Source organism: Frigoribacterium faeni, assembly GCF_011761235.1.
In the GTDB taxonomy this organism is placed as follows: domain Bacteria; phylum Actinomycetota; class Actinomycetes; order Actinomycetales; family Microbacteriaceae; genus Frigoribacterium; species Frigoribacterium faeni_A.
The window spans coordinates 640,175-663,032 of sequence record NZ_JAAOYW010000002.1 but is presented as its reverse complement, the minus strand read 5'-3'; the positions used below and the strand labels follow the sequence as shown (position 1 = coordinate 663,032).

Here is a 22,858-nt window from a genome sequence, read left to right as displayed (position 1 = left end):
TGACGTCGACTGGTCAGTTCAAGTCCTTCGGCTCGGGGCGGGGCCGGGGTCAGCCGGCGAGCTCGACGCCCGTCGCGAGCCCGTGCACGACCCCGTCGGGGTCGACCTGCACCAGCGTCGGGCCCCAGAACGCCGACGCGAACGCGCTCGTCGCGACCTGCGTCGACCACAGCACCCGGCCGTCGGCGAGGTCGAAGGCGATGAGCGTCGGGCTGTCGCGGTCGCTGCTGAAGAAGGTGGACGCGTAGCCGGTCGTCCGCGAGGTGGCGATCACGTAGGAGGCGACGGGCAGCTCCGTCGACCACCGCACGTCCCCGGTGCGTGCGTCGAGGGCGAGGACGGTCTTGCCCTCCCCGGACCCCCGCGGGCCGTCGCGCCCGCCGCCGGCGGCGGCCTCGGCGAGGGCGTCGGGGGCGACGAGGGAGGTGAGCACGTCGTCGGTCGCCGTCCCGAAGAAGGCCTGCACCTGCTCGGCCTGCACGTCGTCGCGCCCGGAGTCGCCGGTGGAACGGGTCCAGCGCTCGTCGCCGGTGCGCGGGTCGAGGCAGGTGACGTCGCCGTCCTGTGCCGTGATCGAGATGCACGCGTCGGTCACGGCGGGGTAGCTCGCGGTGGGCAGCTGGGCGCTCCAGCGCAGCTGGCCGTCGCCGTCGAGGGAGACCACGGAGCTGCCCTCGCCGGGGCCGTCGCCGTCGCCGTCCGCGCGGCCGCTGACCACCGAGCCGCCGAGCGACTCCGCCCACGACTCGACCGTCCGCAGGTCGCCCGGCAGCGGCCGCGTCCGGCCGGTCCGGGCGTCGACGAGCTGCAGCCCGCCCTCGGTGCCGCCCCTGGTGCTGCCCATCACGCCGTCGCCGTCGACGACGAGCTGGTGGCCCACGAGCATCGGGCTGCTCTCGTCGCCGGTGGCGCTCGTCCAGGTCGGCGTCGACAGGTCGTCGGCCCGGTAGAGCTCGAGGCGGGCTCGGCCGTCCGCGACGGACGACTCGACGGAGGCGTCGCCGGACAGGTCGACGAGCCGGCGGGACACGACCACGGCTGCGCCGCTCAGGCCCTCGACCTGGACGACGAGGGCCTGACCGCCGCGCGCGTCGGCGCCACCGCGCGCGTCGGCGGCGCCGGCCAGCACCTCGAGCACCTCGCCCGTGGAGGTGTCGACGCGGGCGAGGCTCGAGCCGACCACGGACTGCACGGCGACGAGCGCCTCCTCGCCTGCCTCGTCGACGGTCACCTGCAGGCCGACGGCGTCGACGCCGACGGCCTCCGCCACGTCGGTCGCCCAGCGCACCTCGCCCGTGCGGACGTCCAGACGGGCGAGCTGCCCGGGGGCGTCCTCGCAGCCGGAGTAGGGCTCGTACCCCTGGGCCGACGTCGCGACGAGCACGTCGTCGTCGCCGACCCGGACGCTCCCGTCGTACCCGACGCAGTCGGCCTGGGCATCCGGGGCGAGGAGCGCGCGCAGGTCGGTGCTCCACGCCGTGCTGGTCGGGGTGGTCCGCAGGTCGTCGACCTCGAACGACGGCCGGGCCACCGGGGCGTAGGCCGGGCCGGTCGCGACCCCGCCGACCGCGACGAGGCCCGCCGCGACGACGACCGCGCCGAGGACGACCCCCACGCGTCGGGCCGGGGGCAGCGGCCGCCAGCGGTCCGCGACGACCTGCGCCGCGCGACGGAGAGCCGAGGAGGCGCGGGTCGGCGGGTGCCGCCCCTCCCGTGTCGAGGTGCCCGCGTCGTCTGCCAGGGCGGAGCCGCCGGCATGCGTCGTGTCCGCGCCTGCCGTGCCTGCGCCTGCGCCCGGGCCTGCGCCCGACGTGCCTGCACCCGTGCCGGGGTCGCGGCCGGGGCCGGCCGCGCTCGGCGCGGACGCCCCCTCCCACACGGCCGGGGCCCGGGCGGGAGCCGCCGGGCGCCAGGGCTGCTCGTCGTCGTCCCGCACCCCGCCATGCTAGGTCGGGACCGGTCGACGCGGGCCGGCCCGCGCCTCCTTCGCGGCCTCGATCGCTCGTGGGTGCGAGCCTCCTGGGCCGGCCCGCGCCTCCTTCGTGCCCCGTCGCGGCCCTCCCGGGCACAGGTGCACGGGGTGCAGGCATCGCAGTATGCTGGCGCGTCGCCCCCGGCCGGGGGCCGCGACCGCCACCCGAGGAGTCACCATGGCGACCACCCCGCCGCCGAGCACCCGTCGCGGGCTGCTGCGCACCAAGTCCGTCGAGTCGTCGATCCAGGACTCGCTCGAGGGCGAGAGCAAGCTCAAGCGCTCGCTCGGCGTCACCGACCTGACCCTGATGGGCATCGCCGTCGCGGTCGGTGCCGGCATCTTCTCGGTCGGCGCGAACGCCGCCGCGAACTTCGCCGGGCCCGGCGTCATCATCTCGTTCATCCTGGCGGCCGTCACCTGCGGCCTCGCCATCATGTGCTACGCCGAGTTCGCCTCGACGATCCCCGTCGCGGGCAGCGCGTACACGTTCACCTACGCGACGATGGGCGAGTTCCTCGCCTGGATCATCGGGTGGGACCTCATCCTCGAGACCCTCACCGGCGCGGCCGTGCTCGCCAAGTACTGGGGCATCTACCTCAGCACCGTGTTCGAGCAGTTCGGGGTGCCGCTGCCCGACACCCTCTCGCTCGGACCGGTCGAGCTGAGCTGGGGGCCGTTCCTCATCGTCGCCGTCTTCACGGTGCTGCTCGTGCTCGGCACGCAGCTGAGCTCGCGCGTCGGCAGCGTCTTCACCGTGATCAAGGTCGCGATCGTGCTGTTCGTCATCGTCGTCGGGTTCTTCTTCGTGAAGGCCTCGAACTACAGCCCCTTCGTTCCGGCGTCGCAGCCGCGCACCGGCGAGGGCTCGACCGACGCCTGGACGCAGTCGCTGTTCTCGTTCCTCAGCGGTGCCGCCCCGGCCCAGTACGGCGTCTTCGGGTTGTTGGCGGGCGCCTCCTTGGTGTTCTTCGCCTTCATCGGGTTCGACATCGTCGCGACCAGCGCCGAAGAGGTCAAGGACCCGCAGAAGACCATGCCGCGCGGCATCTTCCTCGGGCTGGGCATCGTGACGCTGCTCTACGTGCTCGTCGCCGTGGTGCTGACCGGCATGGTGTCGTACCGCGACCTGGCCGCCAGCGAGACGCCGAACCTCGCGACCGCCTTCGAGCTCGTCGGCGTCGACTGGGCCGCGAAGGTCATCGCCGTCGGGGCGCTCGTCGGGCTCACGACCGTGATCATGGTGCTGCTGCTCGGGCTCGCCCGCATCGTCTTCTCGATGAGCCGCGACGGGCTGCTGCCGCGCGGGCTCTCGAAGACCTCCGCGAAGCGCGGCACGCCCGTGCGCGTGCAGGTGCTCGCCGGCGTCGTCGTCGCGCTCATCGCCGGGCTCACCGACGTCGGCGTGCTCGAGGAGATGATCAACATCGGAACCCTCTCGGCCTTCGTGCTCGTGAGCATCGGCGTGATCGTGCTGCGTCGCACCCGGTCGGACCTGCCGCGGGCGTTCCGGGTGCCGTTCGTGCCGGTGCTGCCGATCCTCTCGGCGGCGCTGTGCGTCTGGCTGATGCTCAACCTGACGACGCTCACGTGGGTGCGGTTCGCCGTGTGGCTCGTGATCGGCGTGGTCGTGTACTTCGCGTACGGACGACGGCACTCGCGCGTCGGGCAGGAGCAGGCCGCCGCGCTGCAGGAGGCGCCCCGGCCGTAGGCGGCGCTGCGTGGGTGGCGCTCGCGCTCGCTGCCCGTGTGGCTCGTCGCCGCCGCCCGTGCCCGTGACCCCCCGCAGTTACGAACGGGGTTCTTCGTCGCCTGGCGTGCGGCCGGCTGCGTGCAGGTCGGGCGCGCCCGCGCCGGGCGTCAGCTCAGCTGGTCGAGCGCGGCGACGACCTCGGCGACCTCGGTGCGGGTCGTGTAGTCGACGTGGACGTCGGCGAACACGACGCGCCCGTCCCGGTCGACGACGAGCACGGTCGGGAACGGGATGTCGCCCGTCGAGTCCGCGTTGCTGTCGGCGACGTCGAAGCCGAGCTGGGTGTGCGCCGCCCGCGCCTCGGCGGTCGGCTCGGTGACGATGCCGAGCGCGCGGCTCAGCACGTTGCCCGGGTCGGACAGCACCGGGAACTCCAGCTCGCCGTTGCTCGTGGCGAGGTCGCTGCCCTCGGGGGTCTGGGGGCTGACGGCGACGAGCGAGACGCCGCGCTCGCGCAGCACGGGCAGCAGCTCCTGCTGATAGGTCTTCAGCGTGAGGTTGCAGTAGGGGCACCAGGCGCCGCGGTAGAAGACGAGCACGGCCGCCGACTCGCCGATGGTCTCGGCGAGCGAGACCTCGTCGCCCGACGGAGCGAGCAGCGTGGCGTCGACGAGCTGGTCGCCGACCGCGACCGCGTCGTCGGGCACGCCCGCGTCGCGGAGGCCCCGCTGCTCGGCGTCGAAGACGGCACTGAGCTCGGGACCGATCTGGGCCGTGAACCCCTCGTTGAACGTGGTGACCTGCGAGGCGATGGACGTCGACATGGCGTGCTCCTGGGTGGGGCCGCGCGTCGGGTGCGGGCCGGGTGCGTGCGACTGTAGGGGCACCTCCTCGGGGAGTTCCCCGTGCACGTCATCGTTCGTCACGATCGAGAGCCGAGGAGGCGCGGGTCGCGTGCGCAGACCGCCCGCCTCGGCCTCGTGGCCGGCTCCCGTCCGTGTGCCCGGGCCCGGCACGATGCAGGACTCCGCCGTCGTCGAGTCCTGAGTCGTGCACCGTTCAGGACCCGCGATCTCCCCGTGGCGCGGATCAGGATGCACGTTCCTGAACGAGGAGAGCAGGGAGGGCGCGGGGCTGGGTCAGCTCTGGCAGTGGGGGCACCAGTAGGTGTCGCGCAGCTCGAGCTCCGACTCGCCCAGCTCGCCCCGGACGATCTTGGTGCCGCACCGCAGGCACGGCTTGCCCGCCCGGCCGTAGACCCAGTCCGTGGTGCCGCGGAGGTTGCCGGTCGTCGTGCGCTCGATCCTGTCCTTGTTCGCGACGATGAGCCGGTGGGCGAGGTCGATCATCTTCGGCCGGTTCTCGACCTCGCCGACGGGACGGGTCGGCAGCACCCCGCGGAGGAAGCACACCTCCGCCCGGTAGACGTTGCCGAGCCCGGCGAGCACGCGCTGGTCGAGCAGCGCCAGCCCGACCTCGCGGGCGGGATCGGCCTCGAGGTTGCGCAGGGCGAGGTCGGCGTCCCAGTCGGGGCCGAGCAGGTCGGGCCCGAGGTAGGCGGTGACGCTGTCGTCGGGGTCGCGGGCGACGAGCTCCACGATGCCGAGGTCGAAGCCGACGGTGACCCACTCCTCGGTCTCGAGCACGACGCGTGCCTGGTAGGCCGGACGTCGCCACTTCGTGCCGTGCTTGTAGACGTGCCACGAGCCCTCCATCTTGAGGTGCGTGTGCAGGGTGTGGTCGCCGATGTGGTGCAGGAGGTGCTTGCCGCGTGCGATCACGTCGTCGACCACCTCGCCGCTGAGGTCGACCGTGGCGAACGCCGGGACGCGGAAGTCGGTGGCCGTCAGCACCTGCCCGTGCAGCACGGCGTCGAGGTTCTTGGCGGAGCGGTAGACGGTGTCTCCCTCGGGCACGGTGGGGGCTCCTCCTGGTCGGTGCGGGTGCGGTGCGGGTGCGGTGTCGTCGGTGCGGTGCGGTGCGGTGCGGTGCGGTGCGGTGCGGTGCGGCTGCTGTGTCGGTGTCAGTGCGGGGCGGATGGAGTCGCGGTCGCGGTCGTGACTGCGGTGCGGGGCTGTGGGCGCCGGTGCGGTGCGGCACGTCGGGGCGGCGGACGGGGCGGGCGGCACCGGCCGGGGCGGCGCGCTCGCCTGGGCCCTCGCCTCGGGGCTACGACCTCAAGCGGATCCCGCTCGGGGTGGGGGCGAAGCCCGCGTCGCGCAGGGCGTCGCCGAGACGGGTGCCGAGCACGAACTCGCCGTCGACGCGCTCGACCGCGAGCTTGCCGAGACGCGTCCGGACGACGGCCGCCAGTGAGCCCGCGGCCAGCGCGAGCTCACGGTCGTCGGGGTCGCCGAACGTGAGCAGCGTCTTGCCGCCGCGCTCGACGTAGACGGTGAGGCGCCCGTCGACGAGGACCACCAGGGAGCCTGCCTTGCGCCCGGGTCGGTGGCCGGTCTTCTTCGAGGTGCTGCCGGCCGCGGTCGGGGACGTGCCGCCGGTCGCAGCGCGCACGCTGCCGGCTGCGCCCGCACCGGCAGCCGCGGCGCTCGTGCCGGCCCCGTCGCTCCCAGCCGTGCCCGTGACCGCACCGCCGGCCGCGCCGCCGGCGGCGTCGTCGCCCGCGACGGCGGGCTGGCCGGGCCAGGGCAGCGCCGCTCCGTACGGGTTCGCAGGATCCGTGGCGGCGAGGGTGACGACCGGGATCTCACGGCCGCGCCCGGCGGCCGCGAGGGCGTCGTCGTCGCGTCGGTCGGTCTCGTCGCGGACGAACGACCTCAGGCGGTCGACCGTCGGCCCCGTCGCGAACTGGGCCGCACCGAGCCCCTCGACGAAGTAGCCGCGTCGAGCGCGGCCCGTCTCCTCGAAGCCGCTGAGCACCTTGTAGACCGTCGAGAAACCGCCGCGCACGCCCTCGTTCGCGACGGCGCCGCGGGTCACGACGCCATGCCGCTCGAGCAGGATCTCGGCCTGCGCCGCCGCGCGCACCGTGGCGTCGGGCTCGGAGAGGGGCAGCAGCGACCAGCGCCCGCCCACGGTCGGCGGACCTGCCTGTCGCGGCATGGTGACGCGTCCGCGGCTGCGGTACGACGACCGCGAGCGGGTCGGCGTGCGCGGTCGGGACGCCTTGCCGCTGACCTGGGTGCGGAGCGGCGCGAACGTGTCGTTGGTGATCTGCCCGGCCCAGACGAGGTCCCAGATGGCGGTGACCAGCGCGGAGTCGTCGGTGCTGCCGACCGCGTCGGACAGCTGCCGGAAGAAGTAGGCGCCGCCGCCGGCCAGCGCGCCGAGCACCTCGCGCTGCAGCTCGTCGGTGTCGGTGCCGAGCGGCTCGGGCAGCGTCACCTGCGCGCCGTCGGCGAGGTGCAGGCTGACCCACCCGTCGTTGCCGGCGAGGCTGCCGGAGCCGGACCAGATGACCTCGCCGGTCGCCGTCAGCTCGTCGAGCATGCCGGGACCGTAGTCGGTGACGCGGGAGGGCAGGATCAGGGTCTCCCACGCGGAGGCGGGCAGGGCGACGCCGCTGAGCTGGTCGACCACCTGCACGACGCCGTCGAGGCCTCGCAGGCCGGAGCCCTTCGTGCCGGTGGCGACGTGCTGCCAGGCCGGCAGGAACCGGCCGAGCGTGTCGGGCGCGACAGGCTCGACCTCGTGCCGGAGCGCGGCGAGCGACCGGCTGCGCAGGCGCTTGAGCACCTCGGAGTCGCACCACTCGCTGCCCTGCTGCGACGGACGGAACTCGCCCTCGACGACGCGGCGCTGCACCCCGAGCTTGCGCAGGGTGTCGAGCACCACGGCCGTGCCCAGGCCGAGCCGGTCGGCGACCATCTGCGGGGTGAACGGGGCGTGGGTGCGCGCGAAACGGCCGACGAGGTCGCCGAGCGGGTCGTCGACCGGCTCGACGAACGCCGTCGGGACCCCGATCGGCAAGGCGACGCCGAGGGCGTCGCGCAGGCGCGACGCGTCTTCGATGCCGGCCCAGCGCTCGGTGCCGCCGTGGGTGAAGCGGAGCACCCGGTTCGACCGGACCAGGTCGGCCAGCGCCGCCTCCAGCTTCGCGCGGCCCTCGGCCGCCGGGGCAGCCTCGGCCGCCTGCGCTGCCTCGGCTGCCTCCGGGCCGTCGGCGTCGACAGCCGTCGCCAGCCAGCTGCGCTCGACGATCTCGGACGTCGTCAGCGGCCCCAGCAGGCGCAGCAGGTCGACGACGCCCTCGATGTCGCGGGCGCGGCGGTCGGGGGCGAGGCGCTGCAGCTCGAGCTCGTGCTGGTCGATGACGTCGGCGTCGAGCAGCTCGCGCAGCTCGGCCCGGCCGAGCAGCTCCTGCAGCAGCGTCGAGTCGAGCGACAGGGCGGCGGCCCGGCGCTCGGCGAGGGGCGAGTCGCCCTCGTACATGAAGGCCGCGACGTAGCCGAAGAGCAGCGAACGGGCGAAGGGCGAGGGCACCTCGGTCTCGACCTCGACGACGCGCACGGCACGCGTCTCGAGCTCGCGGGTGAGGCTCATCAGAGCGGGCAGGTCGTACACGTCCTGCAGGACCTCGCGGACCGCCTCGAGCACGATCGGGAACTGCGGGTACTTGCGGGCGACGTCGAGCAGCTGCGAGGCGCGCTGTCGCTGCTGCCACAGCGGCGACCGGCGCCCGGGGTTGTACCGGGGCAGGAGGAGCGCACGGGCGGCGCACTCGCGGAACCGCGACGAGAAGAGGGCGGAGCCCCCGACCTCCTCGGTCACGATCGCGTCGAGGTCGTCGCCCTCGAAGAGGAACAGCTCGGACCCGGGCGGCTCGGCGTCGGTGTCGGGGATGCGCACGACGATGCCGTCGTCGGCGGCCATCGCCCCGCCGTCGACCCCGAGCTGGTCGCGGATGCGGGCGGAGATCGCCAGGGCCCACGGGGCGTGCACCTGCATGCCGTAGGGCGAGTGCAGGATCAGTCGCCAGTCGCCCAGCTCGTCGCGGAATCGCTCGACCACGAGGGTGGTGTCGGACGGGACGTGGCCCGTGGCCTCGCGCTGCTCGGTGACGAAGGCGAGCAGGTTGCGGGCGGCGCGCTCGTCGAGCCCGCCCTGCGTGACCCGTTCGGTCGCGTCGTCGGTCGACGAGCTGGCCAGCTCGCGGATGTAGCCGCCGATGGCCCGACCCAGCTCGGCGGGCCGGCCGATGCCGTCGCCCTTCCAGAACGGGACGCGGCCCGGCTGCCCGTAGGCCGGCGAGACGAGCACGCGGTCGTGCGTGATGTCCTCGATGCGCCAGCTCGTGGCGCCGAGCGCGAAGACGTCGCCGACCCGTGACTCGTAGACCATCTCTTCGTCGAGCTCGCCCACGCGGGCGGCCTTCTCGCCGACCATGAACACGCCGAAGAGGCCGCGGTCGGGGATGGTGCCGCCGCTGGTGACCGCGAGCCGCTGGGCGCCGGGTCGACCGCTGAGCGTGCCGTGCACGCGGTCCCAGACGATGCGCGGCCTCAGCTCGGCGAACTCGTCGGAGGGGTACTTGCCGCTGAGGAGGTCGAGCGTCGCGTCGTAGGCCGACCGCGGCAGGCTCGCGAACGGGGCGCTGCGGCGCACGGTCTCGAACCACTCGTCGGCGTCGACCTCGTCGAGGGCGACGGCGGCGACGGTCTGCTGGGCGAGCACGTCGAGCGGGTTCGTCGGCACGCGCAGCTCTTCGATCAGGCCCGCCACCATGCGCTCGGCCGCGACGGCCGAGTGGATGAGGTCGGCGCGGTGCTTCGGGAACATGACGCCCCGGCTGATCTCGCCCACCTGGTGCCCGGCGCGGCCGACGCGCTGCAGGCCGCTCGCGACCGAGGGAGGCGACTCGACCTGCACGACGAGGTCGACCGCGCCCATGTCGATGCCGAGCTCGAGCGAGCTCGTCGCGACGACGCAGCGCAGGCGCCCGCTCTTCAGGTCGTCCTCGATGATGGCGCGCTGGTCTTTCGAGACCGAGCCGTGGTGGGCCCGGGCGAGCAGGGGCTCGCTGCCCTGGGTCTGCCCGCTGCCGCCGATCAGCTGGGCCGGGGCGCCGCCTCCCACCATGGGGTTGCGGGGCGCCGACGACGGAGCGGCGGGCGCGAACGGGTCGACCACGGACGACGCGTCGGAGGCGTCGGCCGCGCCCTCGGGGACGGCGCCGGCGGGCACCAGCTCGCCCCGCGCCTCGTCGGCGGCCTGCAGCGCGGCGGCCCGGGTCTCGGCGTCGGCGCCCGTGCGCTCGAGGTAGATGTCGTTGAGCCGGGCCGTCAGGCGCTCGGCCAGGCGACGGGAGTTCGAGAAGACGATGGTCGACCGGTGGTCGAGGATGAGGTCGACGATGCCCTCTTCGACGTGCGGCCAGATCGACCCCTGCGGGGCGCTGCCCGCGGCCGAGCCCTCGAGCGGGGCGGCGGTGCCCAGCTCGGTCATGTCGTCGACGGGCACGACGACCCGCAGGTCGAACGTCTTCTCGGAGCGCGGGTTGACGATCGTCACGGGCTTGCGGCCTGAGAGGAACCGCGCCACCTCGGTCGGCGGACGCACGGTGGCCGACAACCCGATGCGCTGCGCCGGCTTCTCGAGCAGGGCGTCGAGGCGCTCGAGCGAGAGCGCGAGGTGGGCGCCGCGCTTCGTGGCGGCGACCGCGTGCACCTCGTCGACGATGACCGTGTGCACGCCCTTGAGGTTCTCGCGCGCCGCCGACGTGAGCATCAGATAGAGCGACTCGGGCGTCGTGATGAGGATGTCGGGCGGGGTGCGCTGCAGGAGGCGGCGGTCGCCGGACGAGGTGTCGCCCGACCGCACGCCCACCGTGAGCTCGGGCGCGTCGATGCCGAGCCGGCGGGCGGTCTGCGTGATGCCGACCAGGGGCGAGCGGAGGTTGCGCTCGACATCGACGCCGAGCGCCTTCAGCGGCGAGATGTAGAGGACGCGGGTGCGGTGTTCTTTCACCTCGGGCGGCGGGCCGCTCGCGAGCGTGTCGATCGACCAGAGGAACGAGGCGAGCGTCTTGCCCGAGCCCGTCGGGGCGATGACGAGGGCGTCGTCGCCCTCGCTGATCGCCTGCCACGCGCCCTGCTGCGCGAGCGTGGGCGCCGCGAACGCACCGCGGAACCACTCGCGGGTCGCGGGGGAGAAGCGCTCGAGGATGTCGGTCATCGTGAGGACCATCCTGCTCCGGACCACCGACATCGCGCCGGGGCCGCCGCTACGGTGGGCGGATGCCGACCCCGCCGCGACCGGACCAGCCCGCCGCGGACCAGCCCGCCGCGGGCCGTGCCCGCGAGGTCCGCGTCGCGCCCGACGCCGGGCGTCCCGGCCGCGCCGGTCGCCTCGGCCGCCGCGCACAGGTGGTCGCGGCCCGCGTGCTCGGCTACCTCTCGGCGCTCGTCGCCGTCGTCGGCGTCGTGACGCTCGCCAAGGGCAGCCCCGGCGTGGGCGGACTGCTGCTCCTGGCCGCCTTCGTCCTCGTCGCGGTCGCGTACGCGCTCGTCCGCAGCGTCGCCCGCCGGTCGCTGTCCTCGCGACGCTGACGCCGCCTCCTCGGGGCCGGTGCCGTCCTCGCGACGCGGCCGCCGCCTCCTCGGCCCGACCCGATGTCGGAGGCAGCGCCTAGGCTCGCAGCATGCAGAGTCGTACCCTGGGCCGCACCGGCCGCGAAGTCTCCGTCATCGGCCTCGGCACCTGGCAGCTCGGTGCCGACTGGGGCGACGTCAGCGAGAGCGACGCGCTCGACGTGCTCGGCGCCTCCGTCGAGGCGGGCGTGACGTTCTTCGACACCGCCGACGTCTACGGCGACGGCCGCAGCGAGCAGATCATCAGCACGTTCCGCACCGCGAACCCCGACGTGCCGCTCACGGTCGCGACCAAGATGGGCCGCCGTCTCGAGCAGGTGCCGAGCAACTACGTCCGCGAGAACTTCATCGCCTGGACCGACCGCTCGCGGCGCAACCTCGGGGTCGAGACGCTCGACCTGGTGCAGCTGCACTGCCCGCCCTCGGCCGTCTACGACGACGACGCCGTCTACGACGCCCTCGACGAGCTCGTGCAGAACGGCGCGATCGCCTCGTACGGGGTGTCCGTCGAGGAGGCGCAGCAGGCGCTGACCGCGATCGCCCGCCCCGGCGTCGCGACCGTCCAGATCATCCTCAACGCGTTCCGCCTCAAGCCGCTCGACGAGGTCCTCCCCGCGGCGCAGCGGGCCGGGGTCGGCATCATCGCGCGGGTGCCGCTCGCGAGCGGCCTGCTCTCGGGCAAGTACACGGCCGACACGACCTTCGCCGAGAACGACCACCGCAGCTTCAACCGCCACGGCGAGGCCTTCGACCAGGGCGAGACGTTCAGCGGCGTCGACTTCGAGCAGGGCGTCCGTGCCGCTCAGGAGTTCGCGGCGGCCGTGCCCGACGGCGTCACCGTGCCGCAGGCGGCCCTCGCGTGGATCCTCGACCAGCCGGGCGTCAGCACGGTCATCCCCGGGGCCCGCAACGTCGAGCAGGCCAGGGGCAACGCGGCGGCCGGCGACGTCGTCCTCGACGAGGGGCTCGACTCCGAGGTCGTCCGCATCTACGACGAGTTCTTCCGCGAGTCGGTGCACCCCCGCTGGTGAGTCCCCGCTGGTGAGTCACCGCCCCGGCGGGGGCGGCCGGGGTACAGCTGCCTGACCAGGCGGGCAGCGGCCCCGGCGTAGACCGGGGTCATGGCCGACAACATGTACACCCCCCAGAACCCCATCGAGCAGTACCCGCAGCCGCCGTTCGAGGCGCAGCAGCAGAGCGCCCCCGGCGACGTCCACGCGATGAAGCCCGAGCCCGACCACGGCGAGACCAGCTACGTCGGCAGCGGCCGCCTGGCCGGCCGCAAGGCCCTCGTGACCGGCGCCGACAGCGGCATCGGCCGCGCCACCGCTATCGCCTACGCCCGTGAAGGCGCCGACGTCGCCCTGAGCTACCTCCCCGAGGAGCAGGCCCAGGCCGAAGAGGTCGCCGCGCTCGTCCGCGAGGCCGGCCGCACCGCCGTGCTGCTGCCCGGCGACCTGCAGGACGAGCAGACGAACGTCGACGTCGTCGAGAAGACCGTCGCCGAGCTCGGCGGCCTCGACATCCTGGCGATCATCGCCGGCGTCATGCCCACCGTCGACAGCATCGACGACTTCGAGACGAAGACCCTCGACCACGTGCTCAAGGCGAACATCTACCCGCTGTTCTGGCTGACGAAGGCGGCGTCGCCGCACCTCAAGCCGGGTGCGTCGATCCTCACCTGCTCGTCGATCCAGGGCTTCCAGCCGTCGCCCTCGCTCGCCGAGTACGCCGTCTCGAAGGCCGGCATCGCCAACTGGACCCGCGCCATGGCCCAGCAGCTCGCCGAGAAGGGCATCCGCGTCAACGGCGTCGCCCCCGGTCCCGTCTGGACCCCGCTGCAGCCCGCGTTCGTGCCGAACGAGAAGATCGAGACCTTCGGCTCGGAGGCCGCCTACGGCCGTCCCGGACAGCCCGTCGAGCTGGCCCCGTCGTTCGTGTTCCTCGCGAGCCAGGAGTCGAGCTACATCAGCGGCGAGACCATCGCGGTCACCGGCGGCACGCCGATCCACTGACCCGCGCCTCCTGCGGTCCTGACGGCCCGTCCCGCTGCTGCGGGGCGGGCCGTCCGCCGTCTGCGGTGCGGTGCCGCGTCGGCGGCGACGGATCTCGGCGCCGCGGCCAGGGTCGCCCGAATTTGAGAGAGATCCGTGCGCGGAGGGCGGCGCAGCGGCCTCGGCTCGTCGTCCGGCCGTAGATCGCTCTCAAATTTCTCGTGCGGAGTCGCGGCAGGAGCGACGGGGGTCGACGCCCTGCCCACAGTCGTACGAATTTGAGAGACATTCGCGCGTGGAGAGCGGCAACAAGGCCTGAGTTCGCCCGTCCAGGCCCCGATCGCTCTCAAATTCGGAAGGGGGTGCCCCCGAGCAGGAGAGATGAGCGCGTGCGGGGCCGCACTCGCGCCGACCCCGGCCAGCCCTACGCCCAGCGCACGCCCTCGCCCGCGAGCACCGCGCGGTACCCCTCGCGGAACGTCGGGTACCTCGGCGTGAACCCCGTGGCCCGCAGCAGCGCGTTCGACAGCCGCTTGTCCCCGCCGGCCTGGCGTCCCGACGCGGGCGCCCGTCGCGGAGCCGGCACGCCCAGCTCGTCGGCCAGGAACAGCAGCACGTCGTCGAGCCGCGCGGGCTCGTCGTCGGTGCCGAGGTAGACGGGCCCCACCATGGCCAGCCCGGCGAGGTGGACGAGCGCGGCGGCGGCGTCGTCACGGTGGATCCGGTTCGTGTGCGGCGACCCGTCCGGCGCCTCGGCGAGCGTCGCCGACCCGCCGCGCACCTGCTCGATCAGCCGTTCGCGCCCCGGCCCGTAGATGCCCGAGAGGCGCACGAGGGTCGCGTGCGGCGCCCGCTCGCGCAGCAGCGCCTCGGCCTCGACGAGCACGGCGGCGGTGGGGGTGCCTCCGGTCGCGGGGGTCTCCTCGGTGACGACCCCGCCGTCGTCGACGTCGTAGACCGCGGTCGACGACACCACGAGGAGGCGCGGGTCGGCCCCCGAGCGCTCGATCCCGTCGAGCACCCGGGCCAGCCCGTCGACGTACGTCGCCCGGTACTCGGCCGGGTCACGGCTGCCCGCCGCCAGGGCGACCACGACGACCGTCGCGTCGTCGTCGATGACCGGCACCTCGGTGCGGAGGTCGACGGCCCGGCCCTCGATCGCGTCGGGCAGCACCTCGGGGCGGCGTCGCAGGCCCACGACCCGGTGCCCCTCGGCGGCGAACCGCAGACCGGTCTCGGTGCCGAGGTCGCCGCAGCCGGCGATGACGATGCTCATCGGGCGAGCGTACCCACGGAGGCGCGGCCCGGCCTGGGCGGTGCGCCCGCCTTCCCCCCGCCCCGCGCTCCCCGCCCCCGCCCCGCGCCCCCCGCCCCCGCCCCGCGCCCCCCGCCCCCGCCCCGCGCCCCCCGCCCCCGCCCCGCGCCCCCCGCCCCGCGCCCCCGCCCCGCGCCGCCCGCCCCGTGCCGCAAATGCCGACCGGTGAGCCTGCAATACGGGTTCTTCCGGGTCTTACAGTGCAGACGGAGCCCGATCAGTCGGCATTTGCCGCTCAAGCGACCGCCGAACCGTCGGCATGGGCAGGCGGGCCGGGCCGGGCCGGGCCGACCCGCGAGGTCAGAGGCGCTCGAGCGTGGCCGGGTCGAGCGTCCCGCGGAAGTACCGCTCGAGCCCGCGCGCGAACCGCTGCTCCGAGGGGTCGGCCTGGGCGAACAGCGTCAGCGACGAGTGCAGCTTCATCGCGTCGACGTCGCCGAGCACGTCCGCCGCGGTGGGGGCGTCGTCCCCGTCCGGCAGGTCGAGCAGGGCGTCGACGCAGTCGAGGAGGCGCGGGCCGAGCACCGGGTGCGCGAGGAACGCCCGGGCGGCGCCCACCGTCTCGAGGGCGTACCGGCGGGAGGTCTCGCTGGTGCCCAGGCCGGCCACCTGCGGGAACACGAACCACATCCAGTGGGTGCGCTTGCGGCCGGCGCGCAGCTCCCGCAGCGCGTGGTCGTACGTGCCGTCCGCCTCCTGGGCGTCGACGAAGCGGTCGAGGTCGTGGCGGGAGAGCAGGTCGTCGTCGGTCATGCTCCCGGTCTACGCCCCCTCGGGGGGCGAGCGTCCGGCGTGGAGGGACCACCGCCTCCTCGGCTCGCGTCGTGTCGCCCCGCACTGGCGCCGCCCCCTCCGCACCGGCTAGCCTGGTCGGCTGCCCTCCCGGGCGGCGCGTCCCCGCCGCACGCCCCTGCGGCCCGAGAGACCGTCATGACCCCCTCCGCCGAGCCCGGCCCCGACCCCGACTCCTCGCCGACCCCGGTCGTCGAGCAGATCCCCGTCCCCGCGTCCGTCGACGCGCCCGACGCCGCCGACTACGTGGCCGCAGTCGACCTCGAGAACGCCGTGCGCGCCTCCGCGATCGGCTCGGACGAGCTGGCCTGGCTGCCCGACGAGCAGCTGCCGCACCTGCTCGACGACGTCCACAGCGACCACCGCCTGTTCGGCGTCCGCGAGCAGGGCCGCCTCGTCGCCGTCGGCTGGTACGAGACCCGGCGCGAGGGCGACGCCGCGTCGACCGCCTGGCTCGACCTGTCCGTGCTGCCGGAGGCACGCCGCCGCGGACACGGCACCCTGCTCGCCGACCACCTCGAGCAGCTCGCCCGCTCCGAGGGGCGGACGCAGGTGATCGCGTACGTGCGCTCCCGCGGCGACGGCGCGCCGCGCCTCGTGCCGCCCACCGGCGTCGGGTCGGTGCCGCGCGGGAACGGCGAGGTCCGGTTCTTGCTCGGTCGCGGCTGGGAGCTCGGCCAGGTCGTCCGGTGCAGCCGGCTCGCCCTGCCCCCGGACGAGGAGGCGCTGGGCGCGATCCGCGAGCGCGCCCGGTCGGCTGCCGGCGACGCCTACCGCCTGCACACCTGGGTCGGTCGCTCGCCCGAGCGCTGGATCGACGACCTCGCCGCGCTCGAGACCCGGATGAGCACCGACGCGCCCGCCGGCGGCCTCGACGAGCCCGAGGACGTCTGGACCGCCGAGCGGTTCCGCGACACCGAGGAGCGGGCGCTCGCCGGTCCGCGCACGCGCTTCACCGCCGTCGCCGAGCACGTCGCGTCGGGCCGGCTCGCGGGGTTCAGCCAGCTCGAGGCCCCGGTCGACCGGTCGCGGCCGGCGTTCCAGCACGACACCCTCGTGCTCCGCGAGCACCGCGGGCACCGACTCGGCTGGGCGCTCAAGGTCGCGACCACCGACCTGCTCCAGGCCGAGCGGCCGGGCCACCCCGCGGTCTTCACCTACAACGCCGAGGAGAACCGGCCGATGCTCGACGTCAACGAGGCCGTGGGCTTCGTCCCCTTCGAGCACGAGGGGGCGTGGAGCAAGAAGGTGTGAGGGCACCTGCCACAGCGTTCAGGATCGCGGGACCGCCGCCTCCTGCGTCGTGCACCGTCCAGGACGATCGCGGGCGCGCCCGCAGGGATCAGGACGCCTGTTCCTGAATGAGGAGAGGCAGAGGCCGAGGCGGAGGCAGGACGGGGGCGGGGAGGCAGTCGGGGGCTACGCCGTGAAGTCGGCGCTGATCTCGGCCCGCACCTCGATGTCGGCGGGGGCCAGGTCGAAGCCGCCGTCGCCTCCCGACGACGCGGACATCGCCGCCCGGGCGAGGCCGAACGTCTGCGCTCCGCCTCCGGAGCCGGGCCGCAGCCCGGGCTCGAACATCGCCACGAGCACGGGCTGGGGCAGGCCGAGCGCCTCGGCGTAGTCCTCAGCCCGCGTCACGGCGTCCGCGACGGCGGCGACCCGGGCCGCGCGCTCCGCCTCGAGCCGCGAGTCGTGGCTCAGCGACCACTCGAGCGCGTCGACCGACACGCCCTCGACCCGGGCCAGCTCCGACACCCAGGTCGACAGCGCCCCGAAGTCGGCGAACCGCACGACGACGGCCGAGCGGGCGCGGAACCGCTGCGGCCGGTCGGGGTCGGGAGCCGAGGAGGCGCCGTCCGCGTCCCAGCGGACCGGCTCGGCGACGGGCCCCGCCGTCACGTCCTGCGCGCTCCACCAGGTCGCGGCGCCCTGGCGGCGGTGCCCGGTCGCCTGGTCGGAGACGCGGGCGTGCAGCGCCTCCGTCTCGGCGACCACGGCGTCGCGGTCGGTGCCCTCCGTGACGAGCGAGAGGTGCACGACGCCCCGCTCGGCGCGGTGGCGGTGCACGACGGATCCGGTGACGGCGAGCACGGTCACGGTGCCTCCTCGGGTGGGCGAGCTGTCTGCGGCGGCGGGAGGCGCCTCCTCGGCGACCCCTGCCCCGGGGCCTCAGGCTACGGGCGCCTCGTCCGCCTCGTCGAGCACCACCGGGTTCGCCACCCGCGACATGAAGGCGACGAGGTCGACGAGCTCCTCCTGCGAGACGCCGTGGGCGAGCCCCGGGTAGACGGTCTGCTCGGCGTCGGCGTGGTCGTCGAGCCAGGAGGAGGTGCGCTCGACCGCGTCGACGGGGATGACGGAGTCGACGTCGCCGCGGCCGTAGAACACGGGCGGCCGGACCTCGGCCAGGGCCTCGTCGCGGGCCGTGGCCGCGGCGGCGACGTCGGGGGCGGCGTCGGGCGCGGTCGGCACGACGAAGCCGGCCAGCACGGCGGCGAAGTCGAAGCGGCGGGGCGCGTGGCGCAGCAGCTGCAGCGAGAGCGAGCCGCCCTGCGAGAAGCCCAGCAGGCCGACCGAGGGGTGCGCGTCGCCGAGCCCGTCGAGCCAGGCGAGCACCGCCTCCGCGGCGTCGTCGACGGCACCCGACGCGGGGGCGCCGGGCGTGCTCAGGGGGTACCAGGAGAACCCGTCGCCGTGCGGCAGCGGAGCCCGCAGCGACGCGAGCACCACGGTCTGCGGCAGGTAGGGGGCGAGGCCGATCAGGTCGCCCTCGTGCGAGCCGACCCCGTGCAGCAGGACGACGAGGGGTCGACCGGCGCGCTCGCCCTCGTCGACGGACCAGCGGACGAGGGCGGGATCGATGGTGACCATGCGTCGACCCTGCCAGACGGCCCCTCCGGACGCGCGCCTCCTCGGGGCCCGGAGCGCGTTTCGTCACCCGACCGTGACGAAGGGTTGGTAGACAGGGCCCATGAGCTCCGTGCAGACCCCCGACCCCACGCCCGGCGACCCCAACCCCGGCTGGTTGTCGGAGGAAGAGCTGTTCACGGTGCGCCAGCGCATGCCGATCCTCTACGTCGAGGCGGTGCCGGTGCGGACCGACGGCATGGGCGTCGTGACCGAGGTCGGGGTGCTGCTGCGCGCCTCCGAGGAGGGGTCGATCTCGCGCATGCTCGTCTCGGGCCGCGTGATGTACGGCGAGAGCCTGCGGACCGCGCTGTTCCGCCACCTCGAGAAGGACCTCGGGCCGATGGCGTTCCCGCAGCTGCCGCCGTCGCCGGTGCCGTTCCAGGTCGCCGAGTACTTCCCGCTGCCCGGGTCGTCGGTCTACACCGACGCCCGCCAGCACGCCGTGTCGCTCGCCTACGTCGTGCCCGTCACCGGCACCTGCGACCCGCGACAGGACGCCCTCGAGCTCACCTGGCTGACGCCGCACCAGGCCGCGTCCGACGACGTCGCCGGCGAGATGGAGGGCGGGCGCGGGGCGCTGCTGCGGAGCGCGCTCGCGTCGGTGGGCGCGCTGCACTAGGGCGCGCTGCGCTGGCGCGCCCGCTGCGCCTGCGCGCGCTGCGCTGCGCCTGCGCGACACCTCGGATTCCGCACCACGCCCCGATCTCTCGGGGTGCAGTGCGGCATCCGAGGTGTCGTGGCCGGTCATCCACAGGCGAGGAGGCGCGGGTCGCGCCTCGAGGACCGGGTGCGACATGCTGGTCCGATGCGTGACATGTCGGCGATCGTGATCCGACGGCGAGACGTCGTCTCGGCGGGAGGCGACTCGTCGACCCTGGAACGCGAGGCACGGAGGGGCCTCTGGGTGAGGGTGGCTCCCGGGGCGTACGTGCCGACGGAGATGTGGCGGTCGCTCGGGCCCGCCGAACGACACGCGACTCGCGTCCACGCGGCCGTCCCGCGCCTTGCACCCGACGTCGTGGTCTCGCACGAGTCCGCGCTCGCCCTCCGCGGGTTCCCGTTGCTGGGCCCGTGGCCCGAGCGCGTCCACGTCGTGGCTCCCCGCCGCGAGCGGGACAAGGTCGACGCGCGGGTGCACCAGCACGCCGCGTCGCTCGAGACGGACGAGATCGAGATCGTCGACGGTCTGCGGGTCGCCGCGAGTCGGCGCGCGGCCGTCGACGCGGTGCGGCGGCGAGACCTCCGGGGCGCGACGGTCGTGCTCGACCACGGTCTGCGGACAGGCGCGTTCACCCGGCCCCAGCTCGAGGCCTGCGTCGCGGCCCGTCGAGGTGTGCAGGGGAGCCGGCGCGCGGCGGCGTCCGTGGCGTTCGCCGACGGCCGAGCGGAGTCGCCGGGCGAGTCCCTGAGCCGGGCTGTGATCCACTCTGGCGGCCTCACGAGGCCGGTGCTCCAGCAACGGATCCCCGAGGTGGGAGCGCTGGCGGGGCTCGTCGACTTCTGGTGGCCCGAGTTCGGCGTCGTCGGCGAGTTCGACGGCGACGTCAAGTACCGGGACGCGTCCGTGCGGCGCGGCCGCAGCCCCGAGCAGGTCGTCATCGACGAGAAGCGCCGCGAGGACGCACTCCGGGCCACGCCCGGTGTGCGGACGGTCGTGCGGTGGACCTGGGCCGACGCGCTGCGCGGCGAGCCGCTGCTGCAGGCCCTGGCGCGTGCCGGGGTCCGCTGAGCGCTGCCGCGTGCCGGGCGTGCTGCCGCCTCCTCGCGCATGGGTGCGGTGCTGTTCCCGGGGCGTACGACCGATCTGCGGTGGCACACCCCGTTCTCGGCACGGCACCCCGATCGATGCGGGTGTAGCGCGGCGAACGGGGTGTTGCGCTGCACGAGCAGGGCGCGGCGCTGGCTGCGCGCGCGGCGCGCACGCTGCTCTGCGCAGTGTCCCGCCTCGAGCGCATCCCGCGCGCAGTGCAAACCGTGTTCTCGGCGTCACACCTCGTTCTCGCCACCACACCCCGATCGATGCGGGTGTTGTGCGGCGAACGGGGTGTTGCGTGGGCGGGCGGGGGCGCCGCTGGCCGCGGGCGCGGCGCGCACGCCGCGCTGGGCGGTGTTCCGCGTCACGAGCATCCCGCGCAGTGCAAGACCGTGTTCTCGGCGTCACACCTCGTTCTCGGCACCACACCCCGATCAATGCGGGTGTTGTACGGCGAACGGGGTGTTGCGTGGGCGGGCGGGGGCGCCGCTGGCCGCGGGCGCGGCGCGCACGCCGTGCTGGGCGGTGTTCCGCGTCACGAGCATCCCGCGCAGTGCAAACCGTGTTCTTGGCGTCACACCTCGTTCTCGGCACAACACCCCGACGGATCCGGGTGTTGTGCGGCGAACGGGGTGTTGTGCCGCGCGCGGGCCGCGCGGACGGTGCAACGCCGCGCGCGTGGGCGGGCGGGCGGCCCGCGCACGCCGGGCGGGCGTGGGGCGCGCGGGGCGCACGGGGCGCGCGCGGGCCGCGCAACGCCGCGCGCGTTGGCGGCCCGCGCACGCCGGGCGGGCGGGCGCGGGGCGCGCGGCGCGCGGGGCGCGTGGGGCGCGCGTGGGCGCGGCGCGCGGGGCGCGCGCAGGCGCGGCGCCCGGGCAGCACGACGCCCCCGGGCGGCGCGAGGCGCGGCCCGGGGGCGCGGGGTGCAGCTGGGGGGCCTAGCGGCCGCCGCGCTGGCCGCCGCCGCTGCGGGGCTTGCCGCCGACGAGGCCGCCGACCTTCAGGCCGCCGGGGCGTCCGCCGGCCGAGGAGGCGCGGCGCGAGCCGCCGCCGGCACGCGCGCCCTGCGAGCGCTCGCCCTGCGAGGCTGCGAAGTCGGCCTGGTCGTTGCGCACGGCGTTGGTGCGGCTCTGGCCGCCGTCGCTCTGCGCACGACGACCGGTCTGGCGCGTGCCGCGGACCTCGTCACGACCGGAGTCACGACCGCCGTCACGACCGCCGTCACGACCCGAGTCGCGACCCCCGTCGCGCACGGGCGTCACCGCGCCGCGGCCCGACTCGGTCGAGTAGAAGGTGGATGCGCCGCCGCGGGGAGCGGCGTCGCGCGAACGCCCGCCGCGAGCTCCGCCGTCACGCCCGGACCCGCCGTCGCGACCGCCCGAGCGGGCCGCCCCGCCGTCGCGACCGGACCCGCCGTCGCGACCCGCGCCTCCTGCACGACCGCCGGCAGCCGGACGGCCGGAGCGGTCGGCACGGGCAATGGGGGCTCCGGTGCTGTCCTGGCGGGCGGCGCGCTTGCGCTGGGCGTTGGCGCCCTGCGAGCGACCGCCGCCGCCCTGCTGCTGCTGCTGCTGCACGGCCGACTTCGGCAGGGGCTTGACGTAGGCGGCGACCTCGCCGACGAGCGCCGCGACCTCGGGGGAGGAGGTCGTCACGTTCGTGGTGATCGGCTTGATGTCGGCCTTCTTCATCAGCTGGGCGACGTCGCGCTTCTGGCTGGGGATGACGAGCGTGACGACGTCGCCCTCGGCCCCGGCGCGGGCGGTGCGGCCCGAGCGGTGCAGGTAGGCCTTGTGCTCGGTCGGCGGGTCGACGTGGATGACGAGCTCGATGTCGTCGACGTGCACGCCGCGGGCGGCGACGTCCGTGGCGACGAGCACGCGGGCGGTGCCGTCCTGGAACGCGGCCAGGTTGCGGTCGCGCTGCGGCTGCGACAGGTTGCCGTGCAGGTCGACCGAGGGGATGCCCGCCTCGGTCAGCTTCTTGGCGAGCTTCTTGGCGTGGTGCTTCGTGCGCATGAAGAGGATGCGGCGGCCCTTGCCCGAGGCCAGCTTCTGCACGAGGGCGTTCTTGCTGTCGAGGTCGGGCGTCTCGAAGACGTGGTGGGTCATCGCGGCGACGGGCGAGTTGGCCTCGTCGACTGAGTGCAGCACCTCGTCGTGCAGGAACTGCTTGACCAGCTTGTCCACGCCGTTGTCGAGGGTGGCGCTGAAGAGCAGGCGCTGGCCGTCGTTCGGGGTGGCCTTCATGATGCGGGTGACGCCGGGCAGGAAGCCCAGGTCGGCCATGTGGTCGGCCTCGTCGAGCACGGTGATCTCGACGGCGTCGAGCTTGATGAAGCCCTGCTTCATCAGGTCCTCGAGGCGGCCGGGGCAGGCGATGACGATGTCGACGCCCGACTTGAGGGCCTGCACCTGGCGGTTCTGCGAGACGCCGCCGAAGATCGTGGTGGTGTTCATGCCGTACGCGGCGGCCATCGGCGCCAGCACGGCGTCGATCTGCGTGGCGAGCTCGCGCGTGGGCGCCAGCACGAGGCCGAGGGGGCGGCCGGGGCGGCGCTTGCCGCCCGCGAGCTTGCCGCCGAGGCGCGCGGCCATCGGGATCGAGAAGGCCAGGGTCTTGCCCGAGCCGGTCTTGCCGCGGCCGAGGACGTCGCGTCCGCCGAGGGTGTCGGGGAGCGTGTCGACCTGGATCGGGAACGCGTTCTCCTTGCCGTCCTTCGCGAGGGCGGACACGATCGGGGCGGGGACCCCGAGGGAGGCGAACGAGACGGCCGGCGCGTCGGTCGCGTCGGCGACGGGGACGGCGGGGGAGTCGGTGGTGAGTGACATGCGTGCCTTTCGGGGGCAGGTGTCGAGCCGGGCCTGGCTGCGGGC

The 22,858-nt window shown here is 74.8% G+C and carries 16 protein-coding genes; 7 read left to right on the top strand and 9 right to left on the bottom strand.

Translation table 11 applies throughout. The features are described from left to right. Positions 1-49 precede the first annotated feature (49 nt). Entirely contained in the window at positions 50-1,936 is a 1,887-nt protein-coding gene (locus FHR78_RS15650; RefSeq protein ID WP_166760279.1) for a PQQ-binding-like beta-propeller repeat protein, read from the bottom strand. Positions 1,937-2,150: 214 nt separating this feature from the next. Here FHR78_RS15650 and FHR78_RS09635 point away from each other — a divergent pair, with 214 nt between their 5' ends. Further along, complete coding sequence (locus FHR78_RS09635) at positions 2,151-3,683, top strand: APC family permease (protein ID WP_166760278.1); 1,533 nt, start codon at positions 2,151-2,153, stop codon at positions 3,681-3,683. A 149-nt stretch (positions 3,684-3,832) separates the two neighbouring features. Here the strand turns inward: FHR78_RS09635 and FHR78_RS09630 are convergent, their stop codons facing one another. The 3 genes from FHR78_RS09630 to FHR78_RS09620 form a co-directional block, all read right to left on the bottom strand. Then, positions 3,833-4,489 (bottom strand): peroxiredoxin-like family protein, encoded by a 657-nt coding sequence (locus FHR78_RS09630; protein WP_166760277.1) that lies wholly within the window; start codon positions 4,487-4,489, stop codon positions 3,833-3,835. Between the two features lie 315 nt (positions 4,490-4,804). After that, complete coding sequence (locus FHR78_RS09625) at positions 4,805-5,581, bottom strand: Fpg/Nei family DNA glycosylase (RefSeq protein WP_166760276.1); 777 nt, start codon at positions 5,579-5,581, stop codon at positions 4,805-4,807. Positions 5,582-5,834: 253 nt separating this feature from the next. After that, a complete protein-coding gene (locus FHR78_RS09620; protein ID WP_166760275.1) occupies positions 5,835-10,799 on the bottom strand; it encodes an Lhr family ATP-dependent helicase in 4,965 nt (1,654 codons plus the stop codon). A 62-nt stretch (positions 10,800-10,861) separates the two neighbouring features. Between FHR78_RS09620 and FHR78_RS09615 the strand changes: the two genes are divergently transcribed. The 3 genes from FHR78_RS09615 to FHR78_RS09605 all read left to right on the top strand — a co-directional run bounded on the left by FHR78_RS09615 (position 10,862) and on the right by FHR78_RS09605 (position 13,230). Beyond that, complete coding sequence (locus tag FHR78_RS09615; RefSeq protein ID WP_166760274.1) at positions 10,862-11,173, top strand: hypothetical protein; 312 nt, start codon at positions 10,862-10,864, stop codon at positions 11,171-11,173. 92 nt (positions 11,174-11,265) lie between these two features. Further along, positions 11,266-12,246, top strand: coding sequence for an aldo/keto reductase (locus tag FHR78_RS09610; RefSeq protein ID WP_166760273.1), 981 nt, complete (start codon positions 11,266-11,268; stop codon positions 12,244-12,246). Positions 12,247-12,336: 90 nt separating this feature from the next. Next, positions 12,337-13,230 carry an SDR family oxidoreductase gene (locus FHR78_RS09605; protein WP_166760272.1) on the top strand — a complete coding sequence of 298 codons (894 nt, stop codon included), beginning with the start codon at positions 12,337-12,339 and terminating at the stop codon, positions 13,228-13,230. A 403-nt stretch (positions 13,231-13,633) separates the two neighbouring features. Here the strand turns inward: FHR78_RS09605 and FHR78_RS09600 are convergent, their stop codons facing one another. Together FHR78_RS09600 and FHR78_RS09595 are read right to left on the bottom strand one after the other, a co-directional pair. Further along, positions 13,634-14,485 (bottom strand): NAD-dependent epimerase/dehydratase family protein, encoded by an 852-nt coding sequence (locus tag FHR78_RS09600; protein ID WP_166760271.1) that lies wholly within the window; start codon positions 14,483-14,485, stop codon positions 13,634-13,636. 339 nt (positions 14,486-14,824) lie between these two features. Further along, the gene (locus tag FHR78_RS09595; protein WP_166760270.1) at positions 14,825-15,277 is read right to left on the bottom strand and encodes a DUF1810 domain-containing protein; all 453 of its coding nucleotides are present in this window, start codon (positions 15,275-15,277) and stop codon (positions 14,825-14,827) included. Positions 15,278-15,454: 177 nt separating this feature from the next. Between FHR78_RS09595 and FHR78_RS09590 the strand changes: the two genes are divergently transcribed. Beyond that, entirely contained in the window at positions 15,455-16,570 is a 1,116-nt protein-coding gene (locus FHR78_RS09590) for a GNAT family N-acetyltransferase (RefSeq protein WP_208393049.1), read from the top strand. A gap of 165 nt (positions 16,571-16,735) precedes the next feature. Here FHR78_RS09590 and FHR78_RS09585 read toward each other — a convergent pair whose 3' ends face one another. Next, the gene (locus tag FHR78_RS09585) at positions 16,736-17,416 is read right to left on the bottom strand and encodes an SIMPL domain-containing protein (RefSeq protein WP_166760269.1); all 681 of its coding nucleotides are present in this window, start codon (positions 17,414-17,416) and stop codon (positions 16,736-16,738) included. 72 nt (positions 17,417-17,488) lie between these two features. Next, positions 17,489-18,190: an alpha/beta hydrolase gene (locus FHR78_RS09580; protein ID WP_166760268.1), complete on the bottom strand. Its 702-nt coding sequence runs from the start codon at positions 18,188-18,190 to the stop codon at positions 17,489-17,491. A 100-nt stretch (positions 18,191-18,290) separates the two neighbouring features. Between FHR78_RS09580 and FHR78_RS09575 the strand changes: the two genes are divergently transcribed. Together FHR78_RS09575 and FHR78_RS09570 are read left to right on the top strand one after the other, a co-directional pair. Beyond that, positions 18,291-18,848, top strand: coding sequence for an NUDIX hydrolase family protein (locus FHR78_RS09575; RefSeq protein ID WP_166760267.1), 558 nt, complete (start codon positions 18,291-18,293; stop codon positions 18,846-18,848). Positions 18,849-19,247: 399 nt separating this feature from the next. Next, positions 19,248-19,958, top strand: coding sequence for a hypothetical protein (locus FHR78_RS09570; protein ID WP_166760266.1), 711 nt, complete (start codon positions 19,248-19,250; stop codon positions 19,956-19,958). A 962-nt stretch (positions 19,959-20,920) separates the two neighbouring features. Here the strand turns inward: FHR78_RS09570 and FHR78_RS09565 are convergent. Then, the gene (locus tag FHR78_RS09565; protein ID WP_166760265.1) at positions 20,921-22,813 is read right to left on the bottom strand and encodes a DEAD/DEAH box helicase; all 1,893 of its coding nucleotides are present in this window, start codon (positions 22,811-22,813) and stop codon (positions 20,921-20,923) included. Positions 22,814-22,858: the final 45 nt, after the last annotated feature.